The organism is Krasilnikovia sp. M28-CT-15 (assembly GCF_047159595.1).
Taxonomy (GTDB): Bacteria; Actinomycetota; Actinomycetes; order Mycobacteriales; family Micromonosporaceae; genus Actinoplanes.
Genome location: NZ_BAAGAK010000001.1, coordinates 397,570 through 412,935 on the forward strand (window position 1 = coordinate 397,570; position 15,366 = coordinate 412,935).

General features: G+C 67.8%; 15 protein-coding genes and 1 pseudogene. 9 read left to right on the top strand and 7 right to left on the bottom strand.

All coding sequences use genetic code 11. The annotated features are described in order from the left end of the window. Nucleotides 1-181: 181 nt before the first annotated feature. From ACMCNO_RS01905 to ACMCNO_RS01915, 3 genes are all read right to left on the bottom strand, one after another. Nucleotides 182-1,342: a glutathione-independent formaldehyde dehydrogenase gene (locus ACMCNO_RS01905; protein ID WP_412747706.1), complete on the bottom strand. Its 1,161-nt coding sequence runs from the start codon at nucleotides 1,340-1,342 to the stop codon at nucleotides 182-184. An 805-nt stretch (nucleotides 1,343-2,147) separates the two neighbouring features. Next, a complete protein-coding gene (locus ACMCNO_RS01910; RefSeq protein WP_412747707.1) occupies nucleotides 2,148-3,572 on the bottom strand; it encodes a methyl-accepting chemotaxis protein in 1,425 nt (474 codons plus the stop codon). A 416-nt stretch (nucleotides 3,573-3,988) separates the two neighbouring features. Beyond that, nucleotides 3,989-4,939 (bottom strand): GlxA family transcriptional regulator, encoded by a 951-nt coding sequence (locus tag ACMCNO_RS01915; RefSeq protein WP_412747708.1) that lies wholly within the window; start codon nucleotides 4,937-4,939, stop codon nucleotides 3,989-3,991. Nucleotides 4,940-4,999: 60 nt separating this feature from the next. Here ACMCNO_RS01915 and ACMCNO_RS01920 point away from each other — a divergent pair, with 60 nt between their 5' ends. The 4 genes from ACMCNO_RS01920 (at nucleotide 5,000) to ACMCNO_RS01935 (ending at nucleotide 7,484) form a co-directional block, all read left to right on the top strand. Beyond that, nucleotides 5,000-5,305, top strand: coding sequence for an enoyl-CoA hydratase-related protein (locus ACMCNO_RS01920; RefSeq protein WP_412747709.1), 306 nt, complete (start codon nucleotides 5,000-5,002; stop codon nucleotides 5,303-5,305). Then, on the top strand, nucleotides 5,275-5,790 hold the full coding sequence (locus ACMCNO_RS01925) for an enoyl-CoA hydratase-related protein (protein WP_412747710.1): 516 nt from the start codon (nucleotides 5,275-5,277) through the stop codon (nucleotides 5,788-5,790). The genes ACMCNO_RS01920 and ACMCNO_RS01925 overlap by 31 nt, the downstream gene beginning before the upstream one ends. 50 nt (nucleotides 5,791-5,840) lie before the next feature. Beyond that, a complete protein-coding gene (locus tag ACMCNO_RS01930) occupies nucleotides 5,841-6,935 on the top strand; it encodes a lipocalin-like domain-containing protein (protein ID WP_412747711.1) in 1,095 nt (364 codons plus the stop codon). A gap of 408 nt (nucleotides 6,936-7,343) precedes the next feature. Beyond that, on the top strand, nucleotides 7,344-7,484 hold the full coding sequence (locus tag ACMCNO_RS01935; protein WP_412747712.1) for a hypothetical protein: 141 nt from the start codon (nucleotides 7,344-7,346) through the stop codon (nucleotides 7,482-7,484). A 329-nt stretch (nucleotides 7,485-7,813) separates the two neighbouring features. Here the strand turns inward: ACMCNO_RS01935 and ACMCNO_RS01940 are convergent, their stop codons facing one another. Continuing rightward, the gene (locus ACMCNO_RS01940) at nucleotides 7,814-8,452 is read right to left on the bottom strand and encodes a VOC family protein (protein ID WP_412747713.1); all 639 of its coding nucleotides are present in this window, start codon (nucleotides 8,450-8,452) and stop codon (nucleotides 7,814-7,816) included. Nucleotides 8,453-8,744: 292 nt separating this feature from the next. Here ACMCNO_RS01940 and ACMCNO_RS01945 point away from each other — a divergent pair. Beyond that, nucleotides 8,745-8,897: pseudogene (locus tag ACMCNO_RS01945) on the top strand (helix-turn-helix transcriptional regulator); the annotation flags it as partial. Between the two features lie 322 nt (nucleotides 8,898-9,219). Here the strand turns inward: ACMCNO_RS01945 and ACMCNO_RS01950 are convergent. Further along, nucleotides 9,220-9,573: a barstar family protein gene (locus ACMCNO_RS01950; protein ID WP_412747714.1), complete on the bottom strand. Its 354-nt coding sequence runs from the start codon at nucleotides 9,571-9,573 to the stop codon at nucleotides 9,220-9,222. Nucleotides 9,574-9,742: 169 nt separating this feature from the next. Here ACMCNO_RS01950 and ACMCNO_RS01955 point away from each other — a divergent pair, with 169 nt between their 5' ends. Next, nucleotides 9,743-10,330: a GNAT family N-acetyltransferase gene (locus ACMCNO_RS01955; protein ID WP_412747715.1), complete on the top strand. Its 588-nt coding sequence runs from the start codon at nucleotides 9,743-9,745 to the stop codon at nucleotides 10,328-10,330. 206 nt (nucleotides 10,331-10,536) lie between these two features. After that, on the top strand, nucleotides 10,537-11,001 hold the full coding sequence (locus ACMCNO_RS01960; RefSeq protein WP_412747716.1) for a DIP1984 family protein: 465 nt from the start codon (nucleotides 10,537-10,539) through the stop codon (nucleotides 10,999-11,001). A gap of 628 nt (nucleotides 11,002-11,629) precedes the next feature. Here ACMCNO_RS01960 and ACMCNO_RS01965 read toward each other — a convergent pair. Further along, complete coding sequence (locus ACMCNO_RS01965) at nucleotides 11,630-12,160, bottom strand: cytidine deaminase family protein (RefSeq protein ID WP_412747717.1); 531 nt, start codon at nucleotides 12,158-12,160, stop codon at nucleotides 11,630-11,632. Nucleotides 12,161-12,497: 337 nt separating this feature from the next. Here ACMCNO_RS01965 and ACMCNO_RS01970 point away from each other — a divergent pair, with 337 nt between their 5' ends. Further along, nucleotides 12,498-13,496 carry an NAD(P)-dependent alcohol dehydrogenase gene (locus tag ACMCNO_RS01970; RefSeq protein WP_412747718.1) on the top strand — a complete coding sequence of 333 codons (999 nt, stop codon included), beginning with the start codon at nucleotides 12,498-12,500 and terminating at the stop codon, nucleotides 13,494-13,496. 136 nt (nucleotides 13,497-13,632) lie between these two features. After that, nucleotides 13,633-14,073, top strand: a complete 441-nt coding sequence (locus ACMCNO_RS01975) for a DUF4279 domain-containing protein (protein ID WP_412747719.1) — start codon at nucleotides 13,633-13,635, stop codon at nucleotides 14,071-14,073. A 189-nt stretch (nucleotides 14,074-14,262) separates the two neighbouring features. Here ACMCNO_RS01975 and ACMCNO_RS01980 read toward each other — a convergent pair whose 3' ends face one another. Beyond that, nucleotides 14,263-14,670 (bottom strand): nitroreductase family deazaflavin-dependent oxidoreductase, encoded by a 408-nt coding sequence (locus ACMCNO_RS01980; RefSeq protein ID WP_412747720.1) that lies wholly within the window; start codon nucleotides 14,668-14,670, stop codon nucleotides 14,263-14,265. Nucleotides 14,671-15,366 lie beyond the last annotated feature (696 nt).

The window sequence follows — 15,366 nt, forward strand, 5'->3', positions numbered from 1 at the left end:
CCATCCGCCTGTTCGGCTCCGGCCGGCGAGCGGTGCAGGTGCATGCGCCGACGCTGGCCCGCTCGCCCGACGTGCGCTTCGCCGGGTCCTCCAACGCCTGCCACGGCCGCTCCAGCTCGACCCGCTACACCCCGTCGGCCGCGAGGATCGCGACCCGGCACCCATTCAGCTCTCCAGCCAGTCAGGCACCCGCCCCCGCCATCGCCGGGTGCAGGACGACCTTCGTCCAGCCCTCGTCGCGCTCGTCGAAGTGCTCGTAGGCCTCCGGCGCCCGGTCGAGGGGCAGCTCGTGACTGACGATGAACGACGGCTCGGCCTTGCCCGCGACGATCAGGTCGCGCAGCTGCCGGTTGTACTTCTTGACCGGGGCCTGGCCGCTGCCGATGTGCTGGCCCTTGAACCAGAACATCCCGTAGTCGAAGGCGAGTTTGCCCTGCTTCGCCAGCTCGTCGCCGGCCCCGGGGTCCTGGGGCACGAAGACGCCGACACAGCCAATCGTCCCGGTGAAGCGCACCGACGCGACCAACCGGTTCATCGTCAGGTTGGCCCGCTCCTCGCCGTCGGGCTCGTGCGCCTGATAGCCGACGCACTCGCAGCCGTTGTCCGCGCCCAGCCCCATCGTCTCCTCGAGGACCGCCTGCACAGGATCGACCTTCGAGTCGTCGATGGCGAGCGCGCCGATCGACTCCGCCAGCCGCAGCCGGTCGGGGTGCCGGTCGACGACCATCACCTTGCTCGCCCCTCGGATGGTCGCGGAGAGGGCGGCCATCAGACCGACCGGGCCCGCGCCGTAGATGACCGTCTGGTCCCCGGGTTGCACGCCGGCCATCTCGGTGGCGTGGTAACCGGTCGGGAAGATGTCGGCGAGCATCACGTAGTCGGTCTGGCGCTCCTCGGCGTCCTCGCCCAGCCGCAGGCAGTTGAAGTCACCCCAGGGCACGCGCAGCAGCTCGGCCTGTCCGCCGCCGTACGGGCCCATGTCGGCAAAGCCGTACGCGGCGCCGGCCATCTTCGGCTCCGGCTGGGCGGTCAGGCAGTAGTTCGTCAGCTGACGCTCGCAGTTCTTGCAATGTCCGCACGCGATGTTGAACGGCAGGACGACCCAATCGCCCACCCGGACCTTGTCGACCCCCGCGCCGACCTCGACCACCTGACCCAGGTTCTCGTGCCCGAACCAGCGGCCGGGCTCGAAGTCGGTCCGGCCCTCGTACATGTGCAGGTCCGAGCCGCAGATATTCGCCGACGTGATCCGCACCAGGACATCGGTCGGCCGCTCGATCCGCGCGTCCGGCACATCCTTGACACTGACCTGCCGCGGCCCCTCATAAACCACTGCCTTCACGACTACCTCCTCGTAGCAGATGCCCCCCACCCGGGCTAGGGCCGGGGTCTTCCTAACCGGGCCGAATACCCCCGGAAAACCACCTAAACCACAGCTGGCCGCGGCCGGCTGTGATCGGTGGCCGAACGGGCAGTCACCGTCACGCAACAGAGGGCTCAAAACGCTGATCCGGGGCTGACGGCCTCGAACGGCCACTTTCATCGTGAAGGTGCAGGTCACAGGCAATACGGAAGACCAGTGTCAACATATGACAGGGATCCGCGCAACAAACGGTGACTGCCGCGTCGATGGCGGCATCTCTGTAGGCGTCCCGTCGTCTCGGCGTTCTTGTGGCCGAAGTCCGACCGATCCGCCGCGGCCGGTCGATCGATCGCGCAGTTCAAGAATGTCGGACCCCTGACCTGCATTGGGTGAGGTATCGGCTACGCCTTGATCTTGGGCGGTCGGCGACGGTCGTCGGAGGGGGAGGTGTCGGGCCAGTGAGTGACATCGCAGGCGAGCTGTGGACTGGTCGCGCAGGCTGTGCCGCCGAGCCGGGTCGGATGCCTGAGCCGGATCACGCGGGTCGCGTGGGTGCGGGCGCCGCAGCGTAAGTGCCGCGGCCTGGCCAAGGCATCATCCCTGCAGCACCAGCTCGCAGGCGCCGCGATGAACCTCAACCGCATCGGAGCCTCGCTCGACGGCTGCCCTCACGGACGAACCCGTACGTCGCACTTCGCAGCACCCCGCCCCGTCGCCTGACGACGACGGGGCGGATTCGCCAACAGAGTCCCGGTGTGGTCCGGGGCTCGCTCAAGCGGGCGGGTTATGCCACGTTGGCTTGTGCCTGCTCGACGGTGGAGACGTAGCTGATCGGGGCGCCGGTCGCGTCGGATGAGCGCTGCATCTGCATCGCGACCAGCGGGCTGGCGACGATGAGCGCGGCGTGCCGCATGCCGCCGCCGACAGCGGCGGCCATCGCACCCTCGTGTACCGCCTGCAGCTCCGGCGTGGAGACTCCCAGCGCTCGCATGTCGCAGATGACGGTCCAGCCCGGCTGGCCTTCCTTGATCTTCGCGTTGAACTCGCGGCTGTATGCCTGCCCGAGTTCCGGGGTCCAGTCACCGCGCAGGTCGAGGTTCAGCAGGTTCGCGGCCTTGTCCCAGGAGATGTGGTAGCTGGCCTCGACGTGCTGGGCATTGGGCAGCGCGAGGTGCCCGATCGACTGTTGCAGCTCGCCCGCGATCCGGGTGATCTCGGTGACGGCCAGGCTGTTGCGCTCGGCGGCGGTGGCCGTGCTGCGGGTGCTCTCGCCGACCACCGTGATCGCCTGGGCGATGGCCTCGGCCCGCTGCGACACCTCACTGATGGTCGAGGTCAGCTCGCTGGTGGTGACGGTCTGCTCCTCGATCGCCGAGGCGATCGAGGACTGGTACCCGGAAATGCTGTCGATGATCTGGCCGATCTCACCGATCGCGCGGATCGTCGATGCCGAATCGCCCTGGATCTGGTCGACCGTGGCGGCGATCTCCCGCGTCGCCCGGGCTGTCTCGGTCGCCAGATCCTTGACCTCGCCGGCCACCACGGCGAAACCCTTGCCGGCGTCGCCGGCTCGCGCAGCCTCGATGGTGGCGTTCAACGCGAGCAGATTGGTCTGCTCGGCGATCGCGGTGATGGTCTTGATGATCCCACCGATGGTCGCCGATGACTTTTCCAGCGCACTCATGGTGGTGGCCGTCTGTGCCAGGGTTTCGACACCGGTACGGGCGACCGTCGAAGCGCTCTGGACGTTCTGGGAGATCTCCTGGATCGCCGCATGCATCTGCTCTCCCGCGGCCGCGATGCCCTGGACCCGGTGGGATACGTCCCCCGCGGCCTCCACGATGGAGCTGACCTCGTGACTGGTGTCCCGGACACCGGTCTCGATGATCTCGCCGCTGACCGCCATCTCACCCCCGCCGACCGCCAACAGCTCGACCGCCGGCCCCAGCCCCTGCAGGCGCGTCCCCAACATCTCCAGCCCGTCGGAGAGCGGCACGTCGAGCTTCCCGCCGCGCAGCGCGGCCTCGACTGCTACGGCCTGCACCTCACGCGCCCGCACCGCCTCGACGGCCCGCCACGCCAGGGCGAGTGCGCCGAGCGCCCCCACCGCCAGCACACCGATCGCCAGCGGCGCCGGCGCGTCGGCGAGGATCAACACGGCGGCGACGGCCATCGCCGTCGCTGCCACCCCGGACGACGCCCACGTCATCGTGGTACTCGAGATGTTGCTGGGACGAGACGTCGACTGTCGCCGGTTTGAATAGCCCATGCCAGTTCTCTCGGCACCAGCACGGCCCGGCTTTATGGTTGCTGGCCACGCTGCTCACGAAACCTGGCCGCGCCTGACCCGCCCGTAACCACTGCCACACCGGGGGTGCTCCTGCGGAAGCGACACGATCTCGGGCTCTGTCCGGTTCGGGTCTTTGGTCCTGCTCAGCGTGCCGACCGGCCCTGGCCGGCCATGCCCGGGCCGTTGATAGGGGGACCTGCGGCTGGCCCTAGCTTCCGGCCCATGGCGAGTTCCAGCAGGACCGCCTCGTCGGTGTCGCTGTGGAAGTGCAACAGGCAGCCTCAGCAGGCTTGGCTGGTCGACGACAATGGTCAGATCAAGAATGCGAGAAGGCGCTACCGTTCGGTGGCCGTCGCCTTGAGCAGCGCTCGCAGGGTGGACGCGTTGCGGTAGCCCACCATGGGGGCGATCGTGGCCAAGGGCAGGGCCGTGGTGCGGAGCAGGTGGTCGGCCCGTTCCACGCGTAGCCTGCGGATGAGGGCGTAGGGCGTCATCCCCAGCCGCCCGCGGACCCGGCGCTCGAGCGTGCGGCGGGTGGTCCCGAGGGCGAGGGCGGCGTCGGCTACCCCGATGTCGCGTTCGAGGTTGGCGCGGACCCAGGATTCGAAGTCGCTGAGCAGACGGTCGGCTTCGGTGAGGTAGCCGAGGATGGACTCGACGCTGCGGGCCGGCCGTTCGTCGATGAGCAGCGCGGCGGCGGTGGCTTCGGCGAGTTGCGGACTGACCCGCGCCACCAGGTTCAAGGCCAGGTCGATGTGGGCGAATGCCGCACCGGCGGTGGTGACTGGGCCGTCGCGGACCACCATTCGGGACGTGTCCAGTTCGGCTCTGGGGTAGCGGTTCTGGAACGTCTCGGACAGCCACCAGCTGGTCGTCGCGCGCCGGTTGTCGAGCAGGCCCGCTTCGGCGAGCAGGAACGTGCTCGTGCATGCCGCGGCCACCTCGCGGCCTTCGAGTGACCAGTCGCGTAGGGAGCTGCGCACGGCGCGTACCTCCTCTCGCATCAGAGCGTCCACGACACTCGCCGGGCCGTCGGCGGCCAGCGCCGGGATCACCAGCAGGTCCAGACCGGCGACCGCGCCGTCGGTCAGCGCGAGGTCGACGGGCACCAGGAGGCCGCCTGCCGTGGATACCGGGGCACGCTCGGCGGCGACCGTACGTACCGGGATGTCGGGGATGTTCCGGTCGACCTGTCGACGGGCCGCGTTCGCGGCCCGGAGGACGTCGAGAATGGTGGTGACTCCGGAGTCCCAGCAGCCCGACAGCACGAGCACGCCCACGTTCATGTCGCGGATGCTACGTGCAGTGTCGCATTCACCGCCTCGGGTCTGCCTACGGTGAGGGTCATGTCTGCTGCTGAGAAGGTCGTCGTCGGGCAGGACGGCGCCGTGCTGATCGTCGCGATCAACCGTCCGGACAAGGCGAACGCGGTCGATGCCGACGTGATCGCCGGGCTCGCACGCGCCTATGTCCGCCTCTCGGACGATCCGTCGCTGCGGGTCGCCGTCGTGCACAGCCGGGGCGAGCATTTCACCGGAGCCTTGACCTCGTCTCGCTCGCCCCTCGCCTGGCTGCCGGAGGGGAAGGCATCCTGCCGGAGGGAGGCCGCGACCCGTGGGCCATGTACGGCGAGGCGCCGACGAAGCCGGTGATCATGGCGGTCCACGGACGGTGCTTCACCGCCGGCCTGGAGCTCGTCCTCAGCGCCGACCTGTGCATCGCTGCGGAGGACACGGTATTCGGCCAGCAGGAGGTCGCGCACGGCATCATGGCCCTGGGCGGCGCCACCGTGCGGCTCCCGCGGCGCGCGGGATGGGGTAATGCCATGCGCTATCTCCTCACCGGTGACCAGTTCGACGCCGCGGAGGCCTGGCGGATGGGCATCGTGCAGGAGGTCGTGCCCCGCGGCGAGCAATTCGAGCGGGCTCTGGAGCTCGCGCGGCGCATCGCCGCTCAGGCCCCGCTCGCCGTGCAGGCCACGTTGGCTGACGCCCGTGCGGCCGTAGCCGGGCCGGTCGCCGCTTCGGCCGCGAGCCTGCGCGGCGACGTGATTCCCCGCCTGCTCGCCACCTCCGACGCACGCGAAGGCGTCGCCGCCCTGCTCGAGCGACGCCGGCCCATCTATACCGGGAGCTGAGAGGCAGGCACGCACATCCCGTGACCACGACGAGACCGAAGGACGCCCCAATGAATGCCGTGATCGGTGCGCTACCCCGCCATTACGAACGCCTCAACCTGATACCGGGGGTGATCCAGCCGTGGGAGGACGGGCTGCGGACCGATGCCGCGGACGGCACCTTCGAATGGTGGTACTGCGATGCCCATCTCGAGGACGGCTCGACGCTCACCGTCGAGTTCCACACCAAGCCGCCTTACGTGTCGCCATCCGCACCGCTGACACCGTTCGTACTGGTGACCTTGACCCGCCCCGACGGTTCGAGGATCGACAGGGCGTGCACGACGGAGCCGTCCGAGTTCTCCGCGTCCAATGAGGGCTGCGACGTCTCCATCGGTAGCAACACCTTCCGGGGTGGAACCGACGGCTACACGGTCCACGTCGAGGTCGAGGACATCGTCGCCGACATCACCCTGACCGCTGAGGTCCCGCCGTGGCGTCCCGCGACCGGGCACACGTTCTTCGGCGAGAACGAGGAGCACTACATCGCCTGGCTTCCCACCGTCGCCCGCGCATCCGCGGAGGTGACCCTGACCCTGGACGGGGCCACCAGGCATCTCACCGGCACGGGCTACCACGACCACAACTGGGGCAACATCGCTCCGCGGAAGGTCCTCGACCACTGGTACTGGGGCCGTGCCCGCCTCGGCGACTACACCATCGTGGCCCTCATGTTCGTCAGCGACGAGGCATACGACAAGGCAGCACTGCCGGCATTCCTCGTGGCCAAGTCCGGCCGGATCCTGACGTCGGCGGTCGGTGCGAACGCGGTCACCTGCACCGAGGGCGACGTGTCGGTGCACGGCACCAGCGGCGTCCCGGTCGCAAGGAGGCTCGAATACCGGGTCGTGGACGGCGACGTCGCCTACATTGTGACCTTCCAGCACCGTCAGAACGCCTTCATGATCGACTTCGGTCGGTCAGGCGCCTACCACCGCTTCCTCGGGGACGTCACACTCGAGCACTTCCGAGACGGCAGCACCGAGACCGTGCGCGGCCGGACCTTGTGGGAACTGCTGCACTTCGGCGCACGCCCCGGGCCCGAAGACGGTGCGCCGCAGGCAGCGGGTGGAGCCCGCCTCCCCGTCGTGGGCCACCAGGCGTGAGACACACCGAGGGACACGATGCGCACCTCGTGGCTCCCCAGTGGCCACCCGGTCGAAGCCCGAGCCGCCGGACATGGCCTGCACGCCCAGTCGTCGTAGGCGTCCTGTTTGAACTCATCCGAGCGGGAACCCGTGACAACAAGCGGCCGTGGCGAACACCCTCGGACGGCCTCAGAAGCCTCCCGTGAGCTCAGCGATCGTCCACTGCCGACAGCGACCGGTCCGGGGGCCGGATCGACCTCCATCTCGTTCGCGGCCGCTCGCCCGGACGCCATCGGCGTGCGCTGCCCGACCTGAGCAGAACCGTACTGAGCAGTAGCGCACTGAGGGACCGGCGGCGGCCGAGCACCCGGACCGGCTGCCCCTGGTGAGGGCAGCTGTCAGACCCGGCCGATACCGTCCGAAGCCATGACAAACGGCAGGCCCTACGCGCATGACCCGCTGCCGCTGTTCGCCGAGCCAGACGACCGGCCGGTCAGCTACCAGGCCCCCGCTCACAGTGACCCGGCAGCCAGCACGGCGTCCTTCCACGGCCCGGACCGAGCTTGAGTGCCCGGTCACCGACTGCGCCAGCCGTACCATCACCACGGTCGGCGGCACCCGACGGACCTCACCTCCGACGGCGCCCACGCGCCGGAATCCGTCGCGCACTACACCGCGAAGCATCTGATCGGCTGCTGGCTCGAGCAGCAGGCACCTGGCGCCACCGTTCACGTAGACGATGTGACCCTGGAGAACAAGCGGCGCCCGGACGTGACCGCCGAGATCAACGGTCACCGGATCCGGCCCGAGGTGCATTACTCCGCTATGACGGTGACGGGTGTCGAGGGTATGGGCGTGGGCATTCGGACACTGACCTACCCGACGCCTCGGCCGCGCTACCGGGGTGACAGCACCCGGAACTCGTTGCCGTCGGGATCGGCCAGCGCAACGGCGCCGTCCTCGCCCACCTTGAGTGGAACGGCGCCAAGAGCGACCAGCCGTTCGACCTCCGCCTGCCGATCACCGTGGACGGGTGGGGCGAGGTCGAAGCGCTGCCGATTCCTTGCCTCTTTGGGGCTCACGGGCGGTCCTCCCCACGCGACCTTCGTACCGCCGTGCGGTGACTGGATCGCGGTCTGCTCATTCTGATCCCACACCAGCGGCCAGCCCAGCGCGTCGCTCCAGAAGAGCCCGACCTCGCGGGTGCCGTCGCAAGCGAGTTCTCCCAGGAACCCGCACCCGGCGAGGTAATTGTTGCCCGGCTCGATCACGTCGAACGCGTAGCCTTCCGGGTCGGCCAACACGACGTGCCCCTCCTCGGGGCGCTGTCCGACGTCGAGATGGCTGGCGCCGAGTTCCAGCGCCTTCGCCACCGTTTGCTGCTGGTCGGCGAGGCTGGTGCTGGTCAGGTGCAGGTGCAGGTAGTCCGGCGGCAGCTTCTCCGCATGGCTGGCGACGAACCTGAGGCTGAGCTGCGTATCGTCGCCCGGCACAAGCGCGCCATCAGCTTCCTGGACCACCTCACGGCCGAGCATGCGGGCCCAGAACTGCGCCAGAAGCAGCGGGTGACGCGCATCGAAGCAGACCGCGAAAAGCCGACACGTCATTGTGCACGTCTCCGATCACTGACTGGCGGTCGCCGATGGATGCGTCCGCCGCCCCGGCAAGGTGCGAGCGTAATGAGGGCCGTCGTCGCCCGCATCTGACTTTCAACGGCAGGTGACACAACCGGCCGCTTACACGCGTCGGCTCATCGGCAGCTCCGCGCACCCGCACCCGGGTCGCTAATGATCGCTTGCACGGACCGCGGTCAGCGAGACCGAAGCCCTGGTTCGTCTAGCTGAACAACCGGCCGAGGTGGTGCTCGCCGACACGTCTGTGACACGCCCCGACAGCGCCGGCTTCGTTCGTCGCGTGCTCGCCTATGCCCCGCAGGCACAGGTGGTGATCTTCGGCGCTGAAGATCCCCGCGTTGCGGCTCATCGAAGGGTCGTGCTCGTTGACGATCTCGATGGTCGCGGACCGCTTGTGCGGATCCACCCCGATGATGACCCGAGCCACCTGCTGATCTCCCTCCTCGATCCGACATGGGTGTCGGCCGGAGGGCAGCGCTACTTTGAGCTGGGCATACCCCTCTGGAGCCACTCCGCGCCGCGGTGACCAGCGGAGCGCACGCCAAATGAGAGCCACACCAAGTACGGTGGGCAGCCGATGAGAGAGCTATCTCGCTGGTCACCTCGATCAAGCCTGGCCGGGCTGCGGTCGTGCCGCCAGTAAACAAGTAGCCGATGAGCGGACGTTTTCACTCTGGGTCAACTGGGGATTGCCGCGTCTCAACGTCAATTGACACCCCGCCGGCCGGCGGCGTGGGCTGATGAACCACGAGTCGCGAGCGGCGGCCGGCGAAGGCTCTTCTCAACGCCCGAGCCTCGCGGTTCTTCCCAGAGAAAAGACCTGCTCGATCGACGTGGACGACGACCGCATCGTGGCGATCGATGAGATCCGAGATCCCCCTCGCCTGGATCGTGTCGCGCCAGGCTTCGATGTTTCGCCCGAACCAGGTTGGGAGCCCGCAAGGATCGGACACTGCATCCCAAAAGTCGTCGAGCGTCTCCAGCTTCCTGCCCCTCAAGTCGACGACGAGATCCTTAGCCACGTCGCTGCCTCACCTTGACGTTGGGACTTCCACTCACGGTGTTCACAGCTCACCATGCCGAGACGGCACCCTGCACACCAACCCAATATCCGGATCTGCCGCGATCCGCTCGCAACACAGCGTCATGGCCGGGTCGACGCGGCCAGCACACGGACATGTCGATGCCCGGATGTTCGTTGCAGTCGATCTCTTCCCAGGCGACCGACTGATGGAGCGTTCGCGGTCGGCGTTAGGCTTCTTCGTCGTGGATATGCCAGCGATAGAGTCGGACGACGTTGCGGATATCCAAGTCACGAGGGACAGGAGCGTCGAGAGTCAACGCGCCGCGGCAAGTATCTGGGCTCGGGCCACGGCCAGGCGGGACAGCCTGCTCGTGCCGGCCCCAGTCGAAGAGAAGCTGCCGGGTATCCGGCACCGATTGTCGACTGACGCCGGCTCTCTGCATGTCGCCCACCTGCGGGGCGAGGCTGCGGGTTTCGCGCTCGTTGTGGCCCATGAATCGGTGCTCGAACTTCTCTACCTCGCCGTCGCTCCCGAGGCATGGGGGGCCGGAGTCGGTAGCAGCTTGCTCGCATATGTGGACAATCTTGCGCGCGTGGCCGGAGTCAATAGCCTGGAACTCTGGGTCATCGATGACAACGAACGGGCTGTCCAGGTTTATGAACGGTCTGGCTGGAAGCCCACCGAAGACCTCAGGATCTCAACTGGACGACTTGAGCGGCGGCTCGTCAAGGAGTTGAGTCGAGGACTCGATTGATTCAGCGCCGACTCGCGGCCAGCTTCCTGTCAATCAACGTCACGTGCACGGATCTGCCGCCAGTGGTGCGGGATGCGCAAGTGCGGCCGTCGCGCGCTCCGTACGTCCGGCAGACGCGTTCCTAACGGCGTGGCCACCGCGCCTCGGCTGGGATCGGGCGAGAAATTGCCGTGCGATGTCGATCTTGGTTCGTCATACTGGTGTCCATGAAACTTGCCGAGGCTCTCGCGCTGCGCGCAGATGCGTCGCGCCGCGCTGATCAGCTCCGTTCCCGGGTCAGCGGCAGCGCGCGCTACCAGGAAGGTGAGACGCCGGCCGAGGATGCCGCGTCGCTGCTGGCCGAGGCCGGCGCGGTGCTCGACGAGCTCGAGTCGCTGATCCGGCGGATCAATCGGACCAACGCCGCTACCCCGGTCGAGGGTGGCACCCTCACCGACGCGCTCGCCCGCCGCGACGTCCTGCGCCTGCGGCACGGCATCGTCACCTCGGCGGCTGACGCCGCGGCCGGCGAAGGCCAGCGAGGGTTTCGGCAGCTGCGCTCCGAACTGAAGATGATCCCGGCGCTGCCAGTGGCTGACCTGCGACGCCAGGCGGACGACCTCGCCCGGCAGTTGCGTGAGGTCGACACGCTGATCCAGCGGACCAACTGGGAGGCCGACCTGCTCGATTGAAAGGCGCGGAGCAGGTAGCCGACGTGGAGGCGTGCACAGACCCGAGAGCCGGCGGGTAAATCGGCTCCTTTCTTGGCGCGCCGAGGGCAGGCGCAGGGGTTCGACTCCCTGGCATACATCGCATGCCCAGCACGGAGCACAAGTGACGGCGCACCGGGCACGGCACACTACCGGGTGCAGATCCACGACGGTGAGGGCGGGAATGGGGAACTCCGCGGCCCGCTGAAGGGAACTGTCAACAATACGGCGTTCACTCATCTGCCGCCGTCCGTGCGCGCGGGGCTGTGTGCGGGTCCGTGGGCGTCCGCCCAGCTGGGCCGGTGCACGCGGCGCGACACAGTCAATTCGGCCGACCGGACCCGTGGTGCACCCGCAGCGGTGAGGCCGTGGGGCGGATCGGCTGACGTGCCGAAGAGGTCGTCGATCTTAAGCTTCGCTGGTGCTTGAGCTGCACAGACTACCCGCTATACGGGTGCCTCTCGCCGGCCTCCTCCATGTCGTCGAGTGAGCTTGGTCGAGAACCGATGCGCGAGATCGAGGGCAGGTCAGTTCTGGCGTGATCATTATTTTCCGTGTAGCCGTCGCAGCCTGGATTCGTCGCAGCCGTCGGCTTCTGGAGATCGCCGGGCTATCCCTGGTCGCGGAAGACTGCTGGGTCGAACTCCTGGGTGCCTGACTCAACGGTCCATCGCGCGGCCAGCGGCATCAGGTCCGTGACACGGACGCTTCTGACGCCCTCTTCCGTGGGCAGGATGACCCGGATGTTCGGGTGGTAGTCGAACAGGATCTGGCGATCCCGTCCGCATGGCCCGACCGGTCCGCGCCCCATGTTCCCCACCGCGACGATGGCGGACAACTCCCGAGCACCGGATGCCCGGGCATGACCTAACGCGACGAGTTCGGCGCAGGGCCCTCCGGTGAAGTGGTACAAGTTGATCCCGCCGTATATCCGGCCGCCGGCATCGCGGACCGCGGCGCCCATGGTGTGCACACCGTCCTCCCCGTCGGTGTTCGCATCGACAACGCGGCGCGCGAACTCGACAAGCTCGATATCGTCGTCGGTGAGGTCAACACTCCGGATCTGCACACGATCCTCGTACCACAAACATCCCGATTGCGGGAGCCGTTTCGGCACACCAAAGATCGGGTGCATTGTCATGCCGCGAGGCGCGCACTACGCATCGTCAGGCCAGCCTCGGTGGGCCGCGCTCTTGCCGATGCGAGTGCGTCAGACCGGCTCAGCAGGCGGCAGATGCGGTTGCAGGACCCCACCCCCTTGCACGTACGAGTTTGTTCCATCGTTCGGCGCATTGACCAACCACGACACCAGACCCGCGTCTGATCCCCAGAACTGCATCCGAACATGCCGCCGGTAGGGCGTGGCATCGACCTGTGCGGTCGCGCGGCACGCTTCGTTTTCCGTCGGCCTGGAGCGGACCGGGTGGGACTCTGGCGCGTCGGTTGACAGCGCGGCCACCGGGAGATCCGATGGCTTCGTGAAAGCCATCGTCTACACCCGCTATGGAGGGCCGGAGGTCCTGCATCTGGCGGATGTGCCGGCGCCAGTCGCGGGCGACCGGCAGGTCCTGATCAAGGTGCGGGCGGCCGAGGCGACCAAGTCCGACTGCGAGCTCAGGAGCTTCCGCTACGCCGTGAGATGGCTCTGGTTGCCGCTGCGGATCGCATTCGGCATCACCCGACCGAGGCGTCGCGTCCTGGGCGGCTACTTCGCCGGTGAGGTCGTGTCGGTGGGCGGGCGGGTCACCTCCTTTGCCCCGGGCGATCAGGTGTACGGTTCCGCCGGCCTGCGTCTGGGCGCCTACGGCGAGTACATCGTCCTTCCCGAGGACGCCGCCATCGCGCCGAAGCCACGGAACATGACGTTCGCCGAGGCCGCCGCCGTCCCGCTCGGTGGGCTCAACGCCCTGCATTTCGTGCAGCGCGCGAGCATCAAGCCCGGGGAGCAGGTGCTGATCAACGGGGCCGGCGGAAGCATCGGCGCACATGCCATCCAGCTCGCACACTCGATGGGCGCGCGGGTCACCGCGGTCGACCATGGGATCAAGGAAGACCTCGTCCGGCGCCTCGGGGCAGGCGACTTCATCGACTACACCATCGACGATGTGACGACCACCGGCCGCACGTTCGACGTCATCTTCGACATGGTCCCCGGGAGCCCGTACCGCCGTCTCATCGGCATGCTGCAACCGGGCGGGCGCTATCTCAACGGGAACCCCCGCCTCTCGGTGCTCGTCCGCTCCGCGCTGACCACCCGGCTCACCGACAAGACCGTCACCGTGGCCTTCGCCCCCGAGACGAAACAGGCCCTGGCAACGATCACCGAGATGATCGAAGCCCAGAAGATCCAATCAATTGTCGACCGGATCTACCCGATGTCGCAGGCGGTCGCCGCCCACCGCCGGGTCGAAACCGAGCAGCGGCTGGGCGCGGTCGTGATCATCATCGGTGAACCGGACGAGCCGGACGGACGCTGATGGTTTCCGGCCTATGGGCGATCCTAAGTTGCCCCTCCGCTCCGGGTCGGTGCGTCACCGAGGCGCAGATTCGAGGCCGTCCGGCCGTACCGAACTGAGTGTACGTCTGCAGGTCCGAACGCTTAGGTTGGCGCTCATGGTGGACGGCCCGTGGAAGGTTCGGCAGTACTGCTATTTCTGGCTCGCCAGCGAGGCGGTGACAGCCGAACAGATCACGAAACGTCTCGGGCTTGAACCGGATCGAACTGCGGTCATGGGATGCCGTCGGACATCGCCCGTGGTCCCTGCAGCTCATCGGTGGGAGATCCGCTGTGAGACGCACGGAGCAATCGACGAACAGGCGTCCATCGTTCTTGCTCGCGTCGCGCCCGCCGCGGATCGGGTCCGAGCCCTGGTTGACGGTGGCGACGTCGAGGCGGGCCTGATGATGGTTCGCTGGTTCGACGATCCAGACGGCGGGTACAACGCGCTGGGCTGGTGGCTGACCCGTGAGCAGATCCAACTACTCGCGCGGATGGGCGCGAGCGTCGAATCAGATGAGTACGCGGGGGACTCCACAGTGCATTCGAGCCGGTGACCGCGCTCATCGGCCGCCGACCGAGCGCCACGGTGATCGCCGGGACGCCAGCGCCAGAGACGTCCGGTCGTGCCGAGACCAGTCACGCCGCGTCCGCTCAGGCCGCAGGTAATGCGCGGCATATCCCCGGCCGTGGCTCCTCGCACCCTTCGGGCTGTGATGCTGCCACCACCTGCTTGGTGCGCGCTGTTACTCGTTCTTGCGGTGCAGCGCGACCAGCGGGATCCGGCGGGCCGTCTTGGTCTGGTAGTCGGCGAAGCCGGGCATTGCCGCGGTCACCCGGGCCCAGGTCTGCTCGTAGTCGTCGCCGGTGATCTCGGCCGCGCGGACCTCGACCGTCTCCGAGCCGATCTCGATCGTCGTGTCCGGGTTGGCCCGCACGTTGAAGAACCAGTCCGGATTCTGTGGGGCGCCGGCCTTGGAGGCCACGATCACCAGGCGGTCGCCGTCGTCGTAGTAGGCCAGCGGGTTGACCCGGACGGTGCCGGTGCGGGCCCCGGTGTGGTGCAACAGCAGCAGCGCGTCCCCGAACTGGGCCACCCCCTTGCCGCCTTGGGCGCGGAACTGCTCGATGATCGCCGTATTCCAGTCACTCACCCCCATAACCTATCCGGGCGATCGCCTCGGGAGCGAATCTGCCGAGCGATTTCCCATGACTCGGGGGTGGACTCGCCGCATGGCGCCGCCTCCGGGGCGGGAAAGGAGACAAGAGTGCATGGCAGGCAGCCTTAGAACGCAACGGCGTCAGAACTGCGGCTGCTGACCTCAACACCAGCTCACCCACGGATGCATTCATCCAGCAAGGACGCCGCCTCACCTCGCCGACGCCATCGGACAGCTCTCCCGGGTCGCCGAGCGGCAAGCCGTCACCGGACTACGAATCGCTGAAACTGCAGTGCCGTAGCCGCCCGGACGCCAAGACGACGCCCGGCAGTCTTGCCGGCAAAATCACAGCCACCTCGGCCTGGTGCGCCTACGGGACCTACGTTGTATTGGGCTCCGATACCGGAGCCAAACGACCCCTGGCCCGTCTGTCGGTCAACTTCACTGTGGTCGGAGAACCCAATGACTGAGTCGGCGGCCGGTCGAAGAACGGCGATGTGATTGCGAACGCTTCGTCGACCGCCAAGATCTCCACCGCCGCCTTGATGTTTGCTGCGTCGTTCGTGGTGCGTTTCTGGTTGTTGCGAAGGGCCTTCGCCAGTACCTGTCGTACGCGATGGTCGTCATCACGGCCAGGTCGGCGACCGTCATGGCCGGGAGAGTTGCTGGGTTTCGTGCCCATCGCAGCGC

Bases quoted from the DNA above. Each gene is read 5' to 3' on its own strand.
- ACMCNO_RS01910 (WP_412747707.1), bottom strand. From the start codon at position 3,572: ATGACGTGGGCGTCGTCCGGGGTGGCAGCGACGGCGATGGCCGTCGCC.
- ACMCNO_RS01915 (WP_412747708.1), bottom strand. From the start codon at position 4,939: ATGAACGTGGGCGTGCTCGTGCTGTCGGGCTGCTGGGACTCCGGAGTC.
- ACMCNO_RS01920 (WP_412747709.1), top strand. From the start codon at position 5,000: ATGTCTGCTGCTGAGAAGGTCGTCGTCGGGCAGGACGGCGCCGTGCTG.
- ACMCNO_RS01925 (WP_412747710.1), top strand. From the start codon at position 5,275: ATGTACGGCGAGGCGCCGACGAAGCCGGTGATCATGGCGGTCCACGGA.
- ACMCNO_RS01930 (WP_412747711.1), top strand. From the start codon at position 5,841: ATGAATGCCGTGATCGGTGCGCTACCCCGCCATTACGAACGCCTCAAC.
- ACMCNO_RS01935 (WP_412747712.1), top strand. From the start codon at position 7,344: ATGACAAACGGCAGGCCCTACGCGCATGACCCGCTGCCGCTGTTCGCC.
- ACMCNO_RS01940 (WP_412747713.1), bottom strand. From the start codon at position 8,452: ATGCTCGGCCGTGAGGTGGTCCAGGAAGCTGATGGCGCGCTTGTGCCG.
- ACMCNO_RS01955 (WP_412747715.1), top strand. From the start codon at position 9,743: ATGTTCGTTGCAGTCGATCTCTTCCCAGGCGACCGACTGATGGAGCGT.
- ACMCNO_RS01960 (WP_412747716.1), top strand. From the start codon at position 10,537: ATGAAACTTGCCGAGGCTCTCGCGCTGCGCGCAGATGCGTCGCGCCGC.
- ACMCNO_RS01965 (WP_412747717.1), bottom strand. From the start codon at position 12,160: ATGACAATGCACCCGATCTTTGGTGTGCCGAAACGGCTCCCGCAATCG.
- ACMCNO_RS01975 (WP_412747719.1), top strand. From the start codon at position 13,633: ATGGTGGACGGCCCGTGGAAGGTTCGGCAGTACTGCTATTTCTGGCTC.